17 protein-coding genes and 1 pseudogene are annotated in these 19,247 nt (G+C 75.4%); 4 read left to right on the top strand and 14 right to left on the bottom strand.

Annotated features, from left to right (window positions below; translation table 11 throughout):
• Nucleotides 1-908: cytochrome c3 family protein (locus tag PSR1_RS12540; RefSeq protein WP_059437900.1), on the top strand; the 908-nt coding region annotated here is incomplete at its 5' end.
• A 19-nt stretch (nt 909-927) separates the two neighbouring features.
• Here the strand turns inward: PSR1_RS12540 and PSR1_RS12535 are convergent.
• The 14 genes from PSR1_RS12535 to PSR1_RS12470 form a co-directional block, all read right to left on the bottom strand.
• A complete protein-coding gene (locus PSR1_RS12535; RefSeq protein ID WP_059437899.1) occupies nt 928-1,854 on the bottom strand; it encodes a D-alanine--D-alanine ligase in 927 nt (308 codons plus the stop codon).
• Nucleotides 1,851-2,840, bottom strand: coding sequence for a UDP-N-acetylmuramate dehydrogenase (gene murB / locus PSR1_RS12530; RefSeq protein ID WP_059437898.1), 990 nt, complete (start codon nt 2,838-2,840; stop codon nt 1,851-1,853). Before murB ends, PSR1_RS12535 begins: the two co-directional genes overlap by 4 nt.
• Nucleotides 2,841-2,883: 43 nt before the next feature.
• Nucleotides 2,884-4,260 (bottom strand): UDP-N-acetylmuramate--L-alanine ligase, encoded by a 1,377-nt coding sequence (gene murC / locus PSR1_RS12525; RefSeq protein WP_059437897.1) that lies wholly within the window; start codon nt 4,258-4,260, stop codon nt 2,884-2,886.
• Nucleotides 4,261-4,282: 22 nt separating this feature from the next.
• Nucleotides 4,283-5,434, bottom strand: coding sequence for an undecaprenyldiphospho-muramoylpentapeptide beta-N-acetylglucosaminyltransferase (murG, locus tag PSR1_RS12520; protein ID WP_059437896.1), 1,152 nt, complete (start codon nt 5,432-5,434; stop codon nt 4,283-4,285).
• Nucleotides 5,431-6,660 (bottom strand): putative lipid II flippase FtsW, encoded by a 1,230-nt coding sequence (ftsW, locus tag PSR1_RS12515; RefSeq protein ID WP_059437895.1) that lies wholly within the window; start codon nt 6,658-6,660, stop codon nt 5,431-5,433. The genes murG and ftsW overlap by 4 nt, the downstream gene beginning before the upstream one ends.
• Complete coding sequence (gene murD / locus PSR1_RS12510; RefSeq protein ID WP_059437894.1) at nt 6,657-8,045, bottom strand: UDP-N-acetylmuramoyl-L-alanine--D-glutamate ligase; 1,389 nt, start codon at nt 8,043-8,045, stop codon at nt 6,657-6,659. The genes ftsW and murD overlap by 4 nt, the downstream gene beginning before the upstream one ends.
• A gap of 2 nt (nt 8,046-8,047) precedes the next feature.
• Nucleotides 8,048-9,190, bottom strand: coding sequence for a phospho-N-acetylmuramoyl-pentapeptide-transferase (gene mraY, locus PSR1_RS12505; protein WP_059437893.1), 1,143 nt, complete (start codon nt 9,188-9,190; stop codon nt 8,048-8,050).
• Nucleotides 9,191-10,585, bottom strand: coding sequence for a UDP-N-acetylmuramoyl-tripeptide--D-alanyl-D-alanine ligase (murF, locus tag PSR1_RS12500; RefSeq protein ID WP_059437892.1), 1,395 nt, complete (start codon nt 10,583-10,585; stop codon nt 9,191-9,193).
• Nucleotides 10,582-12,072, bottom strand: a complete 1,491-nt coding sequence (locus PSR1_RS12495; RefSeq protein WP_059437891.1) for a UDP-N-acetylmuramoyl-L-alanyl-D-glutamate--2,6-diaminopimelate ligase — start codon at nt 12,070-12,072, stop codon at nt 10,582-10,584. Before PSR1_RS12495 ends, murF begins: the two co-directional genes overlap by 4 nt.
• A 117-nt stretch (nt 12,073-12,189) precedes the next feature.
• Entirely contained in the window at nt 12,190-14,217 is a 2,028-nt protein-coding gene (locus tag PSR1_RS12490; RefSeq protein ID WP_059437890.1) for a penicillin-binding protein, read from the bottom strand.
• A gap of 3 nt (nt 14,218-14,220) precedes the next feature.
• A complete protein-coding gene (locus PSR1_RS12485; RefSeq protein ID WP_059437889.1) occupies nt 14,221-14,724 on the bottom strand; it encodes a hypothetical protein in 504 nt (167 codons plus the stop codon).
• A complete protein-coding gene (gene rsmH, locus PSR1_RS12480; protein WP_059437888.1) occupies nt 14,721-15,653 on the bottom strand; it encodes a 16S rRNA (cytosine(1402)-N(4))-methyltransferase RsmH in 933 nt (310 codons plus the stop codon). Before rsmH ends, PSR1_RS12485 begins: the two co-directional genes overlap by 4 nt.
• Nucleotides 15,650-15,952, bottom strand: a complete 303-nt coding sequence (locus PSR1_RS12475; RefSeq protein WP_059437887.1) for an anti-anti-sigma factor — start codon at nt 15,950-15,952, stop codon at nt 15,650-15,652. The genes rsmH and PSR1_RS12475 overlap by 4 nt, the downstream gene beginning before the upstream one ends.
• Before the next feature lie 20 nt (nt 15,953-15,972).
• A complete protein-coding gene (locus PSR1_RS12470; protein WP_012527790.1) occupies nt 15,973-16,410 on the bottom strand; it encodes a division/cell wall cluster transcriptional repressor MraZ in 438 nt (145 codons plus the stop codon).
• Between the two features lie 323 nt (nt 16,411-16,733).
• On the opposite strand from PSR1_RS12470, the gene PSR1_RS12465 reads away from it, so the two are divergent.
• The 3 genes and pseudogenes from PSR1_RS12465 to PSR1_RS12455 all read left to right on the top strand — a co-directional run.
• Nucleotides 16,734-17,555, top strand: coding sequence for an NAD(P)-dependent oxidoreductase (locus tag PSR1_RS12465; protein ID WP_059437886.1), 822 nt, complete (start codon nt 16,734-16,736; stop codon nt 17,553-17,555).
• A gap of 182 nt (nt 17,556-17,737) precedes the next feature.
• Nucleotides 17,738-18,553: a hypothetical protein gene (locus PSR1_RS12460; protein WP_237757939.1), complete on the top strand. Its 816-nt coding sequence runs from the start codon at nt 17,738-17,740 to the stop codon at nt 18,551-18,553.
• Nucleotides 18,554-18,740: 187 nt separating this feature from the next.
• A pseudogene (locus PSR1_RS12455) lies at nt 18,741-19,247 on the top strand (SMI1/KNR4 family protein); the annotation flags it as partial.

Raw genomic sequence — 19,247 nt, 5'->3', positions numbered from 1 at the left:
CCCGCTCGACCCACGCGCCGTACGCGGCCGGGGACTGCGCCGCCTGCCACCGCTCGGCGGACCGCGCCAGCCCGGGCCCTCTGCGCCACGCCAGCGTCAACGCCGGTTGCCTCGAGTGCCACGAGGAGATGCGGGAGGTGATGGCGCGCAAGCTCAAGCACGCGCCCGCCGTCCGCTCCTGCACCGCCTGCCACAACCCGCACGACGCCGCCGGCCCGTCGCTGCTCGCGGCCCCGGTGGCCGAGCTGTGCGCCCGCTGCCACCCCGGGGTCGCGGCGCAGGCCGCCGCCGCGCCGGTGAAGCACGCCCCGGTGACCGAGGGGCGGGCCTGCGCGAGCTGCCACGATCCCCACGCGGCCCGCCACGAGGCCCTGCTCACGGCGCCCGCGTTCGAGCTGTGCGTCGGCTGCCACTCGAAGGACGGCATGAAGGCGGCGGACGGGCGGACGCTGGTCAACATGCGCCGCTGGCTGGAGGAGAACCCGGTCTGGCACGAGCCGGTGCGCGAGCGCGACTGCGGCGCCTGCCACCGCACCCACGGCGGCGACCACCCGCGGCTGCTGGTGGCGGACCTGCCCGACAAGCTGTACGCGCCCTACGACCGGCGCAGCTACGCGCTCTGCTTCGGCTGCCACAACGACCGGCTGGTCTCGGAGGCCGAGACCACCACGTTCACGCGCTTCCGCGACGGCGCGCGGAACCTGCACGCGGTGCACGTGGACCGGGAGCGCGGCCTCACCTGCCGGGCCTGCCACGACGCCCACGCGTCCAGGCAGGAGCGGCACGTGCGCGATCGCGTGGCCTACGGGAGCGGCGGGTACGTGCTCGAGCTCGGCTTCACGCGCACCGCCACCGGCGGGACCTGCGCCAAGGCGTGCCACGAGGCGAAGACGTACGTGGCGCGGTGACGGGCGCAGCCCCGCCGGATCAGCTCTTCAGCGCCGCGCCGTCGAGGATCCGGTCGCACAGGTCCGGGAAGGAGAGGCCCAGCCCGGCGGCGATCTTCGGGACGAGCGAGGTCGCGGTCATCCCGGGGAGCGTGTTCACCTCGAGGATGTACGGCGTCCCGTCGCCGGCCACGATGAAGTCCACGCGCGTCACGCCGCTGCACCCGATGCCGCGGTGCGCGGCCTCGGCCGCGTCCATGACGGCGCGGACGTGCGCCTCGGGGATGCGCGCCGGGTAGAAGTACTTCGTGGTCCCGGCGGTGTACTTCGCGGCGTAGTCGTAGAACGCGTTCGCGGGCACGATCTCGATCGCCCCGAGCGCCTTCCCGTCCAGCACCGCCACGTCCACCTCGGTGCCCTTGACGTACCGCTCCACGATGACGTCGCCGGCGTACGAGGCCGCGTCGCGGCAGGCCGGGCCCAGCTCGGCGGCGTCGTTCACGAGGTGCACGCCCACCGACGAGCCCTCGCCGGCGGGCTTCACCACGCAGGGCAGGCCGAACGGCAGGTCGCCCACGCCGATCGAGCCGGCGGCGGCGCGCGGGAACACGCGGTAGTCGGCGACGGCCAGCCCGAGCGAGCGGAAGATCGCCTTCGACACGGTCTTGTCCATGCCCATGGCCGAGGCGAGCACGCCGGAGCCGGTGTACGGGATGGCCATCGACTCGAGCAGCCCCTGGATGCTGCCGTCCTCGCCCCAGCGGCCGTGCAGCGCCACGAACGCGACCTCCACCCGCTCGGCGCGGAGCCGCGCCGCCACCTCGAGGTCCACGTCCACCAGCACCACGTCGTGCCCCTTCTGCCGGAGCGCGTCGGCGCAGGCGGCGCCGGTCTTGAGCGACACCTCGCGCTCGCTGGAGCGCCCGCCGTACAGCACCGCCACCTTCTTGCCCGTCCACGTGCTCATGTCGCCTCCGGGGGGCGCGCGCCCCCGCTCGCCGCGCTGGGGCCGCCGCCCGCGGCGGCGTGCCCGTCCAGCCCTTCCAGCTCCTCCGGCGGGAACTCGCCCATCAGCCGGACCTCGGTCTCGAGGGCGATCCCGAACCGCTCCTTCACCCGTGCCCGCGCCAGCCGGACGAGCGCGAGCACGTCGCGGGCGGTCGCGCCGCCCAGGTTGGTCACGAAGTTCGCGTGCACCGGGGACCACACGGCGTTGCCGACGCGGTGCCCCTTCAGCCCGACGGCCTCGACGAGCCGCCCGGCGTACTCGCCCGGCGGGTTCGTGAAGGTGGAGCCGAAGGTGGGCCGGTCGAGCGGCTGGGTGGCGCGGCGGCGCTCGCGGTCCTCGCGCATGAGCGCCTCGCTCGCGGCCACGTCGCCGGGCCGGAGCCGCACCTCCACGCGCGCGATCACCGCGCCGGGCGGGAGGCGGCAGGTGCGGTAGGCGTAGCCCAGCGCCGACGCGGGCACGAAGCCGGCGCCGTCGGCGGTGGCGAGCTCGAGGCGGGTGACCACGTCCTTCATCTCGCCGAGGCGCGTGCCGGCGTTCATGGCCGCCGCGCCGCCCAGCGTCCCGGGGATGCCGCCCAGGAACTCCATCCCGACGAGGCCGCGCGCGTGCGCCCGCGCCGGCAGGCGCGAGATGGGCGCGCCGGCGGACAGGACCAGCGTGTCACCCTGGGTGGACTCGCCCGGGAAGTCCTGCGGGAGCCGGAGCACCACCCCGCGCACGCCCGCGTCCGCGACCAGCGTGTTCGCGCCGCCCCCCAGCACCGAGAGCGGCACGCCCAGCTCGCGCACCGCGCGGAGCAGCGCCGCGAGCGCGTCGGCGTCGGCGGGGCGGCAGAGCAGGTCGGCCGGCCCGCCCACCCGCACGGCGGTGCGCGGCGCGAGCGGCGCGTCCGGCAGGTGCTCGCCGCGCACGCGGCGGACGATCTCGTCGCGCCAGGTCATGTGCGGGAGGCCGGGCGGGCCCGCGCGCCGGGGGAGGGGGCGCTCATCGCTCGAGCAGCGCCAGGAGCTCCGGGCCGGCGGCGGTCACGTCGCCGGCGCCGAGCGTGAGGACGAGATCGCCGGGGCGGACCCGCTCCTTCGCGGCGCGGGCCAGCTCGGCGCGGGGGACCACCGTCACGTCGCGGTGGCCCCAGGCGCGGATGGCCTCCGCCAGGTTCGCGGCGGTCGCGCCCGGGATGGGCTCCTCGCCGGCGGCGTAGATGTCGGTGAGCAGCAGCACGTCCGCGTCGTTGAACGCGGTCGCGAACTCGGCCATGAGGTCGCGCGTGCGGGTGTAGCGGTGCGGCTGGAACAGGCAGACCACGCGCCGCTTGAACGCCTCGCGCGCGCCCTGCAGCGTGGCCTTCACCTCGGCCGGGTGGTGGCCGTAGTCGTCCACCACCGTGACGCCCGCCACCTCGCCGCGCACGGTGAAGCGCCGCTGCACGCCCTGGAAGCTGCGGAGCGCCTCGCGCGTCACGAGCGGCGGGATGCCCATCTCGTCGCCGAGCGCGATCACCGCGAGCGCGTTGAGCGCGTTGTGGCGGCCCACCATGGCCACCTCGAAGCGCCCCAGCGCCTCGTCGCGCCGGAACGCGTCGAAGCGGACCGCGTGGCCGGACAGCTCGATGGCCTCGGCCCGGTAGTCGGCCTGGTGGCTCTCGCCGTAGGTGACCACGCGCTTCTCCACGTCCGGCAGGATCGACTGCACGGTGGGGTGGTCGATGCACAGGATGGCGAGCCCGTAGAACGGCACCCGGTTCACGAAGTCCACGAAGCCGCGGCGCAGCGCGTCCGGGGTCTTCCAGTGGTCGAGGTGCTCCGGGTCGATGTTGGTGACGATCGCGATGGTGGGCGGGATGCGCAGGAACGAGCCGTCGGACTCGTCCGCCTCCACCACCATGTAGTCGCCCTTGCCCAGCTTGGCGTTCGAGCCGAACGCGTTCACCTTGCCGCCCACTACCGCGGTCGGGTCCAGGCCGGCGTGCGCGAGCAGGTGCGCCGCCATCGAGGTGGTGGTGGTCTTGCCGTGCGAGCCGGCGATGGCGACCCCGTACTTGAGGCGCATCAGCTCGGCCAGCATCTCGGCGCGCGGGATGACCGGGATCTTCCGCCGCCGCGCCTCCAGCACCTCCGGGTTGTCGCGCTTCACCGCGGACGAGATCACCACCACGTCCACCTGCAGCACGTTCTCGGCGGCGTGGCCGTAGGAGATGCGGCCGCCCAGCCCGGCCAGCCGCCGGGTGGTCTCGGACTCGCGCAGGTCGGAGCCGGAGACGGCGTAGCCGAGGTTGAGCAGCACCTCGGCGATGCCGCTCATGCCGATGCCGCCCACGCCCACGAAGTGGATCTTGGCCTGCCTGGAACGGAAGAGGCTCATGTGTCGGGACGCTCCTCGGGCGCTACGACGCGAGATCCGGCGGGCGCGCGGGCTTCTGCCCGGGCTCGCGCGCCTGGCCGAAGGGCGAGCCCCAGCGGCGGCGGACCAGCTCCATGCACACGTCGGCGATCTCCTTGGCGGCCTGCGGGCTGCCCAGCCGGCCCGCGGCCCGCGCCATCCGCTCGCGGCGCTCCGGCGCGTCGAGGATGTCGCGGATCTCGCGGGCCAGCACCTCGCCGGTGAGGTCGCGCTCCTCGATCATCACCGCCGCGCCCGCGTCCACCAGGCTGCGCGCGTTCTTCACCTGGTGGTTGTCGGCGGCGGCGGGGAAGGGGACCAGGATCGACGGCTTCTTGCAGACCGTCAGCTCGGCCAGCGTGGTCGCGCCGGCGCGGCACACCACCAGGTCGCAGCCCGCGTACGCCGCGCTCATGTCGTCGATGAACTCGCGCACGTCCGGGGTGAACCCGCAGGCGCGGTAGCCCTTCTCGACGTACTCGCGGTCGCGCGCGCCGGTCTGGTGGGTGATCTGGATCCGCTCGCGCAGGTCGGCCAGGTGCGGCAGCGCCTCGATCACGCGCATGTTGAGCGCGTGCGCGCCCTGCGAGCCGCCGAACACGAGCAGCCGCGGCACGCCGTGCGCGGACTCGGGCCGCATGTAGTTCTCCATCAGCCGCCGGCGGATGGGGTTGCCGAGCTGGTAGACCTTGCGCGCCGCGAAGTGCCGGGCCGCCTCGGGGAACGCGGTGAACGCGGCCTTCACCACGCGTCCCAGGAGCCGGTTGGTGAGGCCCGCGATCGCGTTCTGCTCCTGCACCGCGGTGGGGATGCGCATGGCCCAGGCGGTGAGCACCACCGGCCCGCTGGCGTAGCCGCCCACCCCCACCACCACGTCCGGCCGCCAGCGCCTGAGGATGCGCCAGGACTGCAGGAACGCGCGGGGGAGGAGCAGCAGGTTGAGCAGCGCGCCCAGGAGGCCCTTGCCCTTCAGCCCCTTCACCTCGATGAGCTCGATGGGGAAGCCGGCGGCCGGGACCACCGACGCCTCCAGCCCGCGGGCGGTGCCCACGAAGACCACGTCGTTGGCGGGGTGGCGCGTGACCACCTCCTCCGCGAGCGCGATGCCGGGGAACACGTGCCCGCCGGTGCCGCCGCCCGCCACCATCATCCTCATGACGCGTCCTCCGCGCGGGCCGCCGACAGGCGCGGCGCCCCGCCGATGGGCGCGCCCACCCGCACCGCCGCGGGCGCCCGGGTGAGGAAGCCGCCGCGCTCGCCGCTCACCGAGAGGAGCAGGCCGGTCGCGGCGAGCAGCGTCATGATGGAGCTGCCGCCGTAGGAGACGAAGGGCAGGGTGAGCCCCTTGGTCGGCGCGAGGCCGAACACCACCGCCAGGTTGACGAGCGCCTGCGTGCCGACGAGCGCGGTGACGCCCAGGGCGGCGTAGCAGCCGAACGCGTCCGGCGCGCGCAGCGCGGCGCGGGTGCCGCGCCAGAGGACCACGCCGTAGAGCACCAGCAGGAGCGCCATCCCGAGGAGCCCCGTCTCCTCCGCCAGCACCGCGGCGATGAAGTCGGTGTGCGCGGCGGGCAGGAAGTACAGCTTGCCCTTGCCTTGGCCCAGCCCCTGCCCCAGCCACCCGCCGTTCGCGGTGCCGAGCAGCGACTCCCAGAGCTGGAAGCCGAAGGTGGTCTTGTACTGCTCGGGGTTCATGAAGGCGAGCCACCGCTGGTAGCGGTACTCGGTGGACTTGATGAAGTGCCAGGCGACGGGCGCGGCCACGAGGCCCGCCGCCACGAGGTACGAGACCCGCGCGCCGGCCGCGAACAGCATCGCGAACAGCACCATGAACAGGATGAAGCCGGTGCCGAGGTCCTTCTGCCACAGGCACAGGCCCACCATGAGCAGGGTGACGAGCAGGTGCGGCAGCAGGCCGATGGAGAACATCCGCATCTTGGACTGCTTCCGCGAGAGCGAGTGCGCGAGGTAGAGGACCAGCGCGACCTTGGCGAGCTCGGCGGGCTGCAGGTTCACCGGGCCGAGCGGGATCCAGCGCTGCGCGCCGCCCGCGGTGCGGCCCACCAGCTTCACCAGCACCAGCGCCGCCAGCGTGGCGGCGAGCACCGGGTACGCCACCGTCGCGAGCCGGCGGTAGCCGACCCGCAGCGCCGCGGCCATGCCGGCCAGGCCGATGGCGACCGCCACCATTTGCCGCTTCAGGTAGTAGAACTCGTCGCCCAGGCGGCGGCCCGCCTCCACCGCGCTCGCCGAGTAGACCATCACCAGGCCGAGCGCGACGAGCAGCAGCACCGCCGCGAGCAGGAGCGGGTCGAAGCCGGGCGCGCCCGCCCGCGGCGCCTCGGGCGCGCGTTCGTCCCGGGCGTGGCGGAAGAGCCTCATCGCGCCTGCTCCGTCGCGAGCCGGCGGAAGGCCTCGCCGCGCTCCTCGTAGTTCGCGAACTGATCGTAGCTGGCGCAGGCGGGGGAGAGCAGCACCACGTCGCCCGGCCCCGAGAGGACCGCCGCCCGGCGGACCGCGCCGGCCAGGTCGCCGCACGGCTCGGTGGGCGCGAGGTCGCCCAGCTCCCGCTCGATGGCGGGCGCGTCCTCCCCGATGGTGAGCAGCGCCTTCACCCGCCCGCCGAACAGCGGGCGCAGCGGCGCGTAGGGCGCCTTCTTGCCGCGGCCGCCCATGATGAGCACCACGCGCGGGGCGCCGGACGGGAACGCGGCCAGGCCGACGAAGGTGGAGTCCACGTTGGTGGCCTTGGAGTCGTTCACCCACTCCACGCCGCGCCCCTCGGCGACCAGCTCGAGCCGGTGGTGCAGGCCGGGGAACGCGTCGAGCCCGGCCTGGACCGCCTCGCCCGGCACGCCCATCAGGCGCGCGCAGAGCACCGCGGCCATGGCGTTCTCGCGGTTGTGGCGGCCGCGCAGCGCGCGGTTGCGGAGCTGGTAGCGCTCCGGCGCGCGGCCGCGCGGCGTGAACCAGATGGCCGTCCCCTCCGGGCCGGGCTCGCCGCCCTCGTCGCGCGCCGAGGCGGGCGCGGGCGCGCCGAAGCCGAAGGTGTGCAGGTCGCCGCGCGAGGCGCCGGCCATGGCGAGCGCCCGCGGGTCGCGCGCGTTCGCGACGGCCACGTCGTCCGGCTCCTGGGTCGCGAACAGGCGCGCCTTCGCGGCCGCGTACGCGTCCACGTCGGCGTAGCGGTCGAGGTGGTCCGGGGTGACGTTCAGGACCGCCGCCACCCGGGCGCGGAAGCGCTCGATCCCCTCGAGCTGGAACGAGGACAGCTCGACCACCGCGGCGTCGGCCGGCTCGCCGGAGAGGGCCAGCTCGGAGAGCGGCGTGCCCAGGTTCCCGCCCACGAACGTCCGCCGGTCGCGGGCGAGCAGCGCGCCGGTGAGCGCGGTGGTGGTGGACTTGCCGTTCGTCCCGGTGACCCCGACGATCGGCAGGCCGCCCAGGAAGCGCGCGGCCAGCTCGACCTCGCCCCACACCGGCACCCCGCGCCGCCGCGCCTCCTGGATCTCCGGGTTCGCGAGCGGCACGCCCGGCGACGCCACCACCAGGTCGGCGCCGGTGAAGTCGGCGGGGTCGTGGCCGCCCAGGCGGCGGGTGACCGACGCCGGGAGCGCGGCGAGCGCGCCGCCCAGCTCGGCCTCGCCGCGGCGGTCGGTGACGGTGACGCGCGCGCCCTCGCGGGCGCAGAGCCGCGCGGCGGCCACGCCGCTCTTCGCGAGCCCCACCACCGTCACCCTGGTGCCCTTCAGCTCCGGTGCGGCCACGGCTACCTCAGCTTGATGGAGAGCAGCGCCACCAGCGCCAGCATCACCGAGATGATCCAGAAGCGGACGATGATCTTCGGCTCCGCCCACCCCTTCAGCTCGTAGTGGTGGTGGATGGGCGCCATCCGGAAGATGCGCTTGCCGGTGGTCTTGAAGGACCAGACCTGGAGGATGACGCTCACCGTCTCGGTCAGGAAGACGCCGTGCAGGATGGCGCTCGCGAACTCGTTCTTGGTGAGCACCGCCATCATGCCGAGGCCGCCCCCCAGGGCGAGCGAGCCCACGTCGCCCATGAACACCGACGCCGGATAGGTGTTGTACCAGAGGAACGCCACGCCGGCGCCGAAGATGGCCGAGCAGAACACGCCCAGCTCCTCCGCGCCCGGGATGTACGGCACCCGCAGGTACTCGGCCAGGCTGAACCCGGCGATGGTGGCGCCCGCCACGTAGGAGAGCGCCAGGAACGTCATGGCCGAGACGATGGTCGGGCCGATGGCGAGGCCGTCCAGGCCGTCGGTCAGGTTGACCGCGTTCGAGGTGGCGATCACCACGAACACCATGAACGGCAGGTAGAGGAAGCCGAGGTCCGGGTTGAAGATCCGGGAGGGCACGAACGGCAGGGTGACGTGGAGGTCCACGTAGCTGCCCACGAACACCCAGGGGAAGCGGTGCTCGACGTGGAAGCGCCAGTCGGTGAGGCAGGCGTAGTAGACCACCACCACCACCAGCACCTGCAGCACGAGCTTCTTCTTGCCGGCCAGGCCCTTCGAGTTCTTCTTCGAGATCTTGAGCCAGTCGTCGGTGAAGCCGATGGCGCCGTAGCCCAGCGTCACGAGCAGGGCCGCCCACACGAAGCGGTTGGTCAGGTCGGCGAACAGCAGCGTGGCGATCGCGACCGAGGCCAGGATCAGTGCGCCGCCCATCGACGGCGTGCCGGCCTTCTTCTTGTGCGTGTCCGGCGTGTCCTCGCGGACGTTGGTCGAGCCGTACTGGAGCACCCGCATCCGCTCGATGAAGATCGGCCCGAGCAGCAGGCCCAGCACCATCGCGGTGAGCCCCGCCGCCACGATGCGGAAGGACGGGTAGCGGAGGACGTTGAGGAGGCTGAGCTTGTAGGCCAGCGGGTAGAGGAGGTGGTAGAGCATCTAGCGCAGGGCCTCGACGAGCCGCTCGAGCTTCATGCCGCGGCTCCCCTTCACGAGCAGGACGTCGGTGGGACGGAGCCGCTCGCGCACGAACGCGACGAGGCGGTCCAGGTCCTCGGTGTGGAAGGTCTCGGCGAGGCCGGCCGCGCGGGCCGCCTCGGCGGTGGCGCGGGCGCGCGGCCCGAACGCGGCCAGCACCGCCACGCCGGCGGCGGCCGCCTCGGCGCCCAGCGCGCGGTGCGCCTCCGCCTCGAAGGTCCCCAGCTCGAGCATGTCCCCGAGCACCGCGACCGCGCGCGCGCCCGGGGCGGCGGCGAGGTCGCGCAGGACCTCCAGCGCGGCCGACATCGAGGCCGGGTTCGCGTTGTAGCAGTCGTCCACCAGCTGGACGCCGGACGGGAGGCGCTCGAGGCGGAGCCGGCGGCCCACCGGCCGGACCGCGGCCAGGCCCTGCGCGATCTCGCGATCGGTGAAGCCCACCGCGATGGCCGCGCAGGCGGCGGCCGCGGCGTTGCGGGCGTTGTGCGCGCCGACGAGGCCGGGGATGTGCACCGGCACCTCGCGGTTGCCGACGCCGAGCACGAAGCGGAGCCCCTCCACCGACTGCGAGAGGACCTCCAGCACCACCACGTCGCCGCGCCGGCCGCGGCCGGAGGCGAAGGTGAGCATGCGGCGGCCCGAGGCGACGCCGCGCTTCAGCATGCGCGCGTCGTCCGCGTTCACCACCGCGATCCCGCCGGCCGGCAGCCCCTCGTACAGCTCGGCCTTCGCGTCCGCCACCGCGTCCACCGTGCCGAGCCCCTCCAGGTGGGCGGGCGCGGCCAGCGTCACGACGCCCACCTGCGGCTGGGCGATGGCGGCGAGCCGCGCGATCTCGCCGGGGTGGTTCATGCCCATCTCGATGACCGCGGTCGCGTGCGAGTCGTCCAGGCCGAACAGCGTGAGCGGGACGCCCACCTCGTTGTTCAGGTTGCCCTCGGTCTTCAGCACCGGGCCGCGGGTGGCCAGGATGGCCGCGATCATCTCGCGCGTGGTGGTCTTGCCGTTCGAGCCGGTGACGCCGATGACCGGGATGCCGAAGCGGCAGCGGTGGTGCCGGGCGAGCGCGCCGAGCGCGGCCAGGGTGTCGGCCACCGCGAGCGCGGGGCGCGGCGGGGCGGGGTGCGCGGCGGCCCAGGCCTCGGACACGACCAGCGCGGCGGCGCCGGCGGCGGCGGCGGCCTCCAGGTGATCGTGCGCGTCGAAGCGCTCGCCCTTCAGCGCCACGAAGAGCTGCCCCGCGGCCAGCGTGCGGGTGTCGGTGGAGACGCCGTCCACCGCGGGCGGCGGGGCGCCGAGCCAGCGGCCGCCGGTGGCGGCCGCGAGCTCGTCTGACGTGAAGCGGGGAGTGGTCATGCGATCCCGAGCGCCTTGCGCGCCTCGTCGCGGTCGGAGAAGGGGCGCTTCTCCGCGCCCACCTGCTGGTAGTCCTCGTGCCCCTTGCCGGCGACGAGCACCGCGTCGCCCTCGCGCGCGCACTCCACCGCGAGCGCGATGGCGGCGCGCCGGTCCGGCTCCACTACGTAGCCGTCCGCGCCGGCGCGCGCGCGGGCGGCCGGGATGGCGGGCTTCCCGGCGCGGTCCAGGCCGGGCAGCACGTCGGCGATGATCGCGAGCGGGTCCTCGGTGCGCGGGTTGTCGCTCGTCACGATGGCGAGGTCGGCGGCCGCCGCGGCCGCGCCCATGAGCGGGCGCTTGCCCCGGTCGCGGTCGCCGCCGCAGCCGAACACGCACACCAGGCGCCGCGGGGAGAGCCCGCGCAGCGCCGCGATCATGCGCGCCAGCGCGTCGTCGGTGTGCGCGTAGTCCACGAAGACCGAGAGGCCGCGGCCGTCGATCCGCTCCAGCCGGCCGGGCGCGCCGTGCGAGGCGGCGAGGCCGCGGGCGACCGCCTCAGGCGGCAGGCCCAGGCCGAGCGCGAGGCCGGCGGCGCAGAGCAGGTTCTCGAGGTTGTGCTGGCCGACGAGCGGCGAGCGGATCGCGATCGCGCCGGCCGGCGTCTCGAAGGTCGCGCGGGTGCCGTCGAGGCCGGTCCGCACCTCGAGCGCGCGCAGCGCGTCGCCGGCGCGGCCGCCGTAGCGCCAGACGCGCGGCCCCGGCCCGAGCTGGTCGGCGAGGCGCGCGCCCCAGGGATCGCGCGCGTTGATCACCGCGGTGCCGCCCGGCGCGAGGTGCTCGGTGAAGAGCCGGCGCTTCGCGGCGAAGTACGCGTCCATGTCGCGGTGGTAGTCGAGGTGGTCGCGCGTGAGGTTGGTGAAGCCCGCCGCCTGGAAGCGGATCCCGGCCACCCGCTCCTGCGCGAGCGCGTGCGACGACACCTCCATCACCGCGTCCCGCGCGCCGGCCGCGACCATCTCCGCCAGCACCGCCTGGATGGCGGTGGACTCCGGGGTGGTGTGGCTGGCCGGCCGCTCGGCGCCGGGGAAGCGGAAGGAGATGGTCCCGAGGACGCCCACCGGCACCGCGGCGGCGCGCGCGCACGCCTCCACGAGGTAGGTGACGGTGGTCTTGCCGTTCGTGCCGGTGACCGCGGCCATGCGCAGGCGCTCGGCCGGCCGGCCGCAGAAGGTGGCGGCGGCGAGGGCCATGGCGCGGCGGGCGGACGGCGCCAGCAGCAGCCGGGCGGGGGCGCACTCGACCGGCCGCTCGGCGATCACCGCGACCGCGCCCCGCCGCGCCGCCTCGGCGGCGAACGCGTGGCCGTCGTGCTGGACGCCGGGGAGCGCGAAGAACGCCGCGCCCGGGATGACCTCCCGCGAGTCGCCGGTGACGCGCGTGATCTCCGGATCGCCGGCGAGATCGCCGCGGGCGCCGCTGCCGGCGATGACGGTGGAGAGCCTCATGTCGCTTACCGCGGGAGATACCATGCAAACGGCCGTCCGCCTCGTTTTCCTCCGCAGGACCGGCCGGTTGCGCGCGGGCGTGTCCGGCGGGACACGCGGGCGGCGCGCCCCCTTCTATCATCCCGCCGGAGCGAGCGTCACCCGGACCCGCGAGCCGCGCGCGACCACCTTGCCCGCGGCGGGCGCCTGGCCGACCACCCGGCCGGAGCCGTTCGGCTCGGGGGCGAGGTCGAGCTCCTCCAGGCGGCGGATGGCGGCGCGCATGGGGAGGCCGGCGAGCGCCGGGACCGCCACGCTGCCGGCGGGCATCGCGGCCTGGCGCCGGTCGGCCCACTCCACCGCGGGCGGCTCCGGCGGCTCGTCGGCGGCCGGCGCCTGCGCCACCTCCACCGCGGCGGGCGGCGGGGTGCGCACCGCCGACGGATCCGGCGGCACGCCCATCATCCGCAGCGCGTACTCGGCGATCTCGCGGAACGCCGGCGCCGCCACCTCGCCGCCGTAGATCTCGCCGCGCGGCTCGTCGATGAACACGCCGATGGCGATGCGCGCCTGCTCCGCGGGCGCGAAGCCCACGAACGAGCTGTAGTGCCGGTCGGAGGAGTAGCCGCCGGAGATGCGGTCCGGCTTCTGGGCGGTGCCGGTCTTGCCGGCGGCGCGCCAGCCGTCGAGCCGCGCGCGCTTCCCGGTGCCCTTCGGCTCCTCCACCACGCCCACCAGCCACCGCCCCACCATCGCGGCGACCTCCGGGCGCACCACCTGCCGGACCACCTCGGCGGCGGGCGCCTCCAGCACCTGCCCGGTGGCCGGGTCGAGCACGCGCTTCACCAGGCGCGGGCGCACCAGCGCGCCGCCGTTCGCGATCGCGGCCATCGCCGTCGTGACCTGGAGCGGGCTGGCGGTGATGGGGCCCTGGCCGAAGCTCTGCGTGGCGAGGCCGATGTCGGAGCGCGCCAGCTGCACCTGGCCGCGGATCTCGCCGGGCAGGCCGACCCCGGGGCGCTCGCCGAAGCCGAACGCGAGCAGCGCGTCGCGCACGCCCTCGCGCCCGAGCCGCGCGCCGATCTGCGCCGCGCCGATGTTGGAGCTCTCCACCAGGATGCGCGACGGGCCGGCCCAGCCCACCGGGTGCGTGTCGTGGATGACGTGGCTGCCCACCGGCCAGCGCCCGGCGCCGCAGTCGAACGGATCCTTCGGGCCGACGGCGCCGCGGTCGAGCGCCGCGGCGATCACGAACGTCTTGATGGTGGAGCCGGGCTCGAACGCGTCGGTCACCGGGCGGTTGCGGATGGCGTCCGCGGTGCGCGGCGCGTTCGCGTTCGCGACCGGGTAGCTGGCGAGCGCCAGCACCTCGCCGGTGCGCGGGTCCATGGCGACGGCGGTGCCGGACAGCGCGCGCGAGCCGGTCACCGCCCGCGCCAGCGCCCGCTCCGTCACCACCTGGAGCCCCTGGTCGAGCGTCAGCTCCACCCGCGCGCCCTCGCGCTCGCGGCCGGGCGAGGGGGCGTCGGCGAGCACCACCCGCCCGCGCCCGTCGCGCAGCGACGGCACCCGCGCCGGCTCGCCCCGGAGCAGCTCGTCCTCGGCCAGCTCGACGCCCTCGCGGCCGGCGCCGTCGTCGTCCACCACGCCGAGCACCTGCGCGGCCAGCTCGAGCTTCGGGTAGTAGCGCCGCGTCTCGGGGACGAGCCGCACCGCGCGCACCCGCTCCTCGTCGATCCACCTGCGCAGCGCGGCCGCCTCGGCGGGCGGGATGCGCCGCTCCAGCCACACGAAGCGCCCGCCCTTGGCGAGCTTCCGCTGCAGCGCGCGCGGGTCCTGCTTCAGGATCCGGGCGATGCGGCGGACCGCGGCGCCGGAGCGGTCGTGCTCGGCGAGCAGCTTCGGGTCGGCGTAGGCGGACTGCGCGTCGGCGCTGCCCGCGAGCAGCACGCCGCTGCGGTCGGTGATGACGCCGCGCCGCGGCCGGAGCACCAGCTCGCGCAGGTACTGGTCCACCGCCTCGCCGGCGAGCGCGTCGCGCTGCAGCACCTGCAGCCAGAACACCCGCCCCGCCACCGCGGCCAGGCCGGCGGCGAGCAGGGCGGAGAACACGGTGATGCGGATGGCGATCCAGCGCGCGGCGCGGGGGTCCGGCCCGGCGCGCACGGCCTACGGCTCCCCCGGCGGCGCGCGGCCCGCCCGCAGCGGACCCCGGAGCGCGTACGCCGCCCCGGGAGCCGCCGCAGGCCCCGCCGCCGCCGCCCGCCCAGCAGAAGGGGATGGCTCCGCCGGCCGAGGAGGGTGACCAACCCCATCCACGCCCGCCCTACCCGGCGCGTCCAGCGGACGCCCCGGGCCTGCCGCCAACACCGCACCGCGGTCCGGCGGAGCCATGCCCAGCCCAGAAAGCCTCGTGTGCACCGCCCGCTCCAGCTGCCCGGGCGAGCGGAGCATCTCCAGCTCGATGCGCAGCTGGTCCTGCGCGGCCACCAGCTCGGCGTGCTGCTTCTGCAGCTCGCCGAGCGCGTAGCCCGCGGCCACCACGCGCGTGCGCGACCAGATGTGGAACACGCCCAGCGCCGCGAGCAGCGCGGCCGCGAGCGCGATCTCGCCGGCCAGGCGCGCGCCGGGGAGGCCGGGGGCGCCGCGGCGCGCGGAGGCGCGGGCGCTCATCGCAGCTTCTCCACCGCGCGCAGCCGCGCGCTCCGGGCGCGCGGGTTGCGCGCGATCTCCTCGTCGGACGCCTTGACCGCCTTGCGGGTGATGGCCGCGAACGAGGCCTTCGCCCCGCAGGCGCACACCGGCAGGTCCGGCGGGCAGGTGCAGGCCTGCGTCAGCGCCCGGAACTTCTCCTTCACCATCCGGTCCTCGAGCGAGTGGAACGAGATGGCCGCGGCGCGGCCGCCCGGCGCGAGCACGCCGGGCAGGCCGTCCAGCCACGCCGCCAGCGCGCCCAGCTCGTCGTTCACCGCGATGCGCAGCGCCTGGAAGGTGCGGGTGGCCGGGTGGATCCGGTGCGGCCAGGCCTTGCGCGGGATGGCGCCGGCCACCACCTCGGCGAGCCGCGCGGTGTCGAGCGGCGCCTCCGAGTCCAGGGCCGCCTTGATGGCGCGCGCCACCGGCCGCGCGAACGGCTCCTCGCCGTACTCGCGCAGGATGCGGGCCAGCTCGCGCTCGTCGATGCGGCGCAGCAGGTCCTCCAGCGTCTCGCCGGTGTCGCCCATGCGCATGTCGAGCGGGCCGGGGCGCGAGAAGGAGAAGCCGCGCTCCGCCTCGTCGAGCTGGGGCGAGGAGACGCCCAGGTCCACCAGCGCGCCGTCCACCGCGCCGATGCCGAGCGCCTCGAGCACGTTCTTCGCGTCGCGGAAGTCGGAGCGCACCGCGCGGAACGCCTCGCCGAAGCGGGCGAGCCGGGCGGTGGCCGCGGCGAGCGCGCGGGGATCCTTGTCGAGGGCGATCACGCGCGCCCCCGCCTCGAGCAGCAGGCCGGAGTGCCCGCCGCCGCCGAGCGTGCCGTCGAGGAACAGCTCGCCCGGCCGGGGGCGCAGGAGCTCCAGGACCTCTTTCGCGAGTACCGGCTCATGGCGAAAGTCCGCGCTCACGCCGCCCGGACGGCCTCCTCCACGTCGCCGTACAGCTCCACGTAGCCGCCCGCGCCGCCGGCGTGGACCAGGTCGCGCACGTAGCGGCTGGCCCCCGCGGCGCGCAGGCCGGGGATGGCCTTCAGGAGCGCCGCGCCCGCGTAGTGCAGGTGCGTGACGCGCTTCAGGTCCACCACCACCATCCGGCCCTCGCGGCGGGCGCGCTGCGCCAGCCCCGCGATGGCGGACAGCTCGTCGCGCGTGAGCTCGCCCACGCAGCGGATCACCGTGACCTCGTCCTGGTTGCGCGCCTCGTACATTGCCCGTTCCCCTTCGCCCGCTACGCCGTCCTGAAGAAGTCCACCACCTGGTCCGCCGGGATCTCCGCGGACATCTGCTCGTCGTAGGCCGCCCGGTCGTACAGGTGGATGGTCCGTCCCATCCCCACCCAGACGACGTCCTTCTGCAGGCCCGCCCACTCGCGGAGCGGCGGCGGGACCAGCACGCGGCCGTGGACGTCGAGGTCCACCTCGTGCGCGCTCGAGACGAACTTGAGCACGTTGCGCTGCCACCGCGCGTCGAGGGGCGAGGCCTCCATCACCTTCTTCACCAGCTCGTTCCAGACCGACTGCGGGAGCGCCTGCACCGCCCGCCAGTGCGGGTACTGCATGAGCACGATGCGCGGCTCCCCGGCCGCGGCCAGCGCCTCGCGAAACTTCGCGGGGAGGCTGGTGCGCCCCTTCGCGTCGATCGCGTGGTTGAAGGTTCCGAAGAACACGGGCTGGCCGATCTTCCCGCCGGGATCCGCTTTTTGCCACTTTCTCCCACCGGACGGTTCGGATCTACGGACATCGGCCGGGGAAGTCAACGGTCGCCCCGGCGCGCCCGGACGTGCCTGGGCCGGCGTTCAGGATCGGATCTGGAGCCGTGGGGGTGGGCGTTGTCCCACACGCGACCGGTGGGAGGGACGCGAGGGACGGCGCGCGCTTCGGCCGCACCGATATCGCGGTGGGATCGCGGGCGCAGCGCCGCCCCGAGCGACCCGTTGACGCGCCGTGGCAGGACCCTGAATAAGGGTTCGACCCCCAGCCCGAGGCCGCCATGACTTCACTGAAAGACAAGACCGTGTTCATCACCGGCGCGAGCCGGGGGATCGGGCGCGCCATCGGCGTGGCCGCCGCCCGCCAGGGCGCGAACGTGGTGGTGGCCGCGAAGACCTCGGCCCCGCACCCGAAGCTCCCCGGCACCATCCACGACGCGGCCGAGGAGATGGAGCGCGCCGGCGGGCGCGCGCTCGCGGTGGAGTGCGACATCCGCGAGGAGGCGCAGATCGCGGCGGCGGTGGCCCGCGCGGTCGAGCGGTTCGGCGGGATCGACGTGCTCGTGAACAACGCCAGCGCGATCTTCCTGGCGGGCACGGTGGACACGCCCATGAAGCGCTGGGACCTGATGCACGGCGTGAACGCGCGCGGCACGTTCGCCGTCTCGCAGGCCTGCATCCCGCACCTGGCCCGCGCCGCGAACCCGCACATCCTCAACCTGTCGCCGCCGCTCTCGATGGAGCCGCGCTGGTTCGCGAACCACCTCGCCTACACCATGGCGAAGTACGGCATGAGCATGTGCGTGCTGGGCATGGCCGAGGAGCTGCGCGACCAGGGCATCGCGGTGAACGCGCTCTGGCCGCGCACCGTGATCGCCACCGCCGCGCTGAACCTCCTCGGCGGCGACGAGACCGCCCGCCACGGGCGCACGCCCGAGATCGTCGCGGACGCGGCCATGGAGATCCTCCGCCGCCCGGCCCGCGGCTGCACCGGCAACTTCTTCATCGACGACGAGGTGCTGCGCGAGGCCGGGATCACCGACCTGTCGCGCTACGCGGTCGAGCCCGGCGCCGAGCTGATGCCGGACCTGTTCCTCGGCTGACGCGCCGCGCCGCCCGCGGCCCCGCGCCGCGAGGTGGCGGCGCTTCACCCACCGTGTCGTACCCGGCCGCCTGTGGGCGGAGGTCGGGCCTCCGTCCCCGCACGCTTCGGGGGCTGCCCTCCCGGCGGTGACGCGTGCTACGCGATCGGCTTCACGACCGGCGAACGCCGATGGGGACTCTCATGCGAAAGCTCACGATCGCCGCCCTGTGCGCGGCGGCGATGGCCTGCGGTGGCGGTGACGAGGCGGCGGACCCCGCCTCGAGGAAGTTCACGTACGGTGCGGCGGGCGCGGCGACGCTCGAGGAGCAGGCCGCGGCCGACCTGGCCCAGGGCAGCGCGGCCGACGCGCAGCTCGTCCAGTCGGGCACGAGCAGCGACGGCTCGTCGGTCGCCGGGCTGGCGGACGCGATGGCGTCGCAGGCCTGGGGCAGCGCCACCGTCGCGGTGGCCGCGCTCCGCGCGGCCGGCATCGAGCGGGCCGTGACGACCGTGCGCCCCGCGGCGGACCTGACCGGCTTCGACGACCCCGGGTGCGTGACCGTGACGACGGGCCGGATCTCGTACTCCGGCTGCACCATCACCATGGGCCTCGATCAGCTGTCGGTGAACGGCTGGTTCGCGCGTGACGGCGCCACCCTCGCCTGGGACGTCACCAGCGCGCTCCACAGCGTGGGCGACACGTACGACCTCGACGTCTCCTCGCACCTCACCGGCAACCTGACGTTCGGCACCGCGACGGTCGCCGGGCGCGTCCGCTCCGACAACGCGGCCACCATCCACACCGCGCAGGCGAGCATGCACGTCGCCTACACCACGCTCGCCGACCTCGCCCTCGAGCACGACGGCAACGGCTGCATCACCGGCGGCACGCTGGAGCTGCGCCGCGTCTGGACCGATCGCGCGCCCGGCATGCCGACCACCGGCGAGTACGCCGACGCGGGCCTGATGTTCACCTGGCAGGGCTGCGGGATCGTGCTGGTGTCACGCTCGATGTAGCGGGAGCGGGGGCGCCCGGCGAGCGAAGCGCGCCCGCCGGGGCGCCGCCGCGCGCGCGGCGAAGCCGTCCGCGGCGGCGCACGGGCCCCGGCGAGCAGGGTGGGGCCCCACGGAGCTCGGCTCCGTGGGGCGGGGCGCAGCCCCGTGAGAAGAAGCGCGCTCCCGCCGGGATGGCTACCATCCTGGCATGCACTCCGCGGACCGCGCACTGGCCGCCGTCGAGCGCGCGCTGCACCTGCAGCTCCCTCGCGGGCTGTTCCTCCCCGGCGGGCTCGGCCCGTTCGACGAGACGGTGGAGCCGGAGGCGCTGCTCGAGCCGGGTGCGGGCGTGGTGCGCGGGGGTGAGCTGCTGCCGGACGCGCTGCCGTTCGCGCGCGGCGCGGACGGCGCGGTGCTGGCGCTCCGCTTCGGGCCGGGCGGGCGGCCCCGCGAGGCGATCGCCTGGCACCCCGGCGGCGCCTGGCACCCGACCGACCTCGCCCCCGGGCTCGCGTCCGAGCCGGCGCGCCTGCGCCGGGCGTGCGAGGCGGCGCTGGAGAGCGGCCTCGCGGTCCTGGCGCGGGAGACCGGCGCGGCGTCGCTGGCACAGGACCTCGGCGTCGCCCGCGAGACCTTCTCCGACTGGCTGCTCGACGCGCGGCTCGTGCCCGCGACCGCGCGCGCCGCGCTGCGCCGGCTCACCGGGGCGGGCGAC

Origin of the sequence: Anaeromyxobacter sp. PSR-1, assembly GCF_000964525.1 — a bacterium.
Lineage (GTDB): Bacteria > Myxococcota > Myxococcia > Myxococcales > Anaeromyxobacteraceae > Anaeromyxobacter.
Note: the sequence above shows the minus strand (reverse complement) of the source record. Positions and strands in the feature narration are given on the sequence as shown.

Coding starts and splice junctions, on each gene's coding strand:
- PSR1_RS12535 (WP_059437899.1), bottom strand. CDS start 1,854: ATGAGCACGTGGACGGGCAAGAAGGTGGCGGTGCTGTACGGCGGGCGC.
- murB (WP_059437898.1), bottom strand. CDS start 2,840: ATGACCTGGCGCGACGAGATCGTCCGCCGCGTGCGCGGCGAGCACCTG.
- murC (WP_059437897.1), bottom strand. CDS start 4,260: ATGAGCCTCTTCCGTTCCAGGCAGGCCAAGATCCACTTCGTGGGCGTG.
- murG (WP_059437896.1), bottom strand. CDS start 5,434: ATGAGGATGATGGTGGCGGGCGGCGGCACCGGCGGGCACGTGTTCCCC.
- ftsW (WP_059437895.1), bottom strand. CDS start 6,660: ATGAGGCTCTTCCGCCACGCCCGGGACGAACGCGCGCCCGAGGCGCCG.
- mraY (WP_059437893.1), bottom strand. CDS start 9,190: ATGCTCTACCACCTCCTCTACCCGCTGGCCTACAAGCTCAGCCTCCTC.
- murF (WP_059437892.1), bottom strand. CDS start 10,585: ATGACCACTCCCCGCTTCACGTCAGACGAGCTCGCGGCCGCCACCGGC.
- PSR1_RS12495 (WP_059437891.1), bottom strand. CDS start 12,072: ATGAGGCTCTCCACCGTCATCGCCGGCAGCGGCGCCCGCGGCGATCTC.
- PSR1_RS12485 (WP_059437889.1), bottom strand. CDS start 14,724: ATGAGCGCCCGCGCCTCCGCGCGCCGCGGCGCCCCCGGCCTCCCCGGC.
- PSR1_RS12475 (WP_059437887.1), bottom strand. CDS start 15,952: ATGTACGAGGCGCGCAACCAGGACGAGGTCACGGTGATCCGCTGCGTG.
- PSR1_RS12465 (WP_059437886.1), top strand. CDS start 16,734: ATGACTTCACTGAAAGACAAGACCGTGTTCATCACCGGCGCGAGCCGG.
- PSR1_RS12460 (WP_237757939.1), top strand. CDS start 17,738: ATGCGAAAGCTCACGATCGCCGCCCTGTGCGCGGCGGCGATGGCCTGC.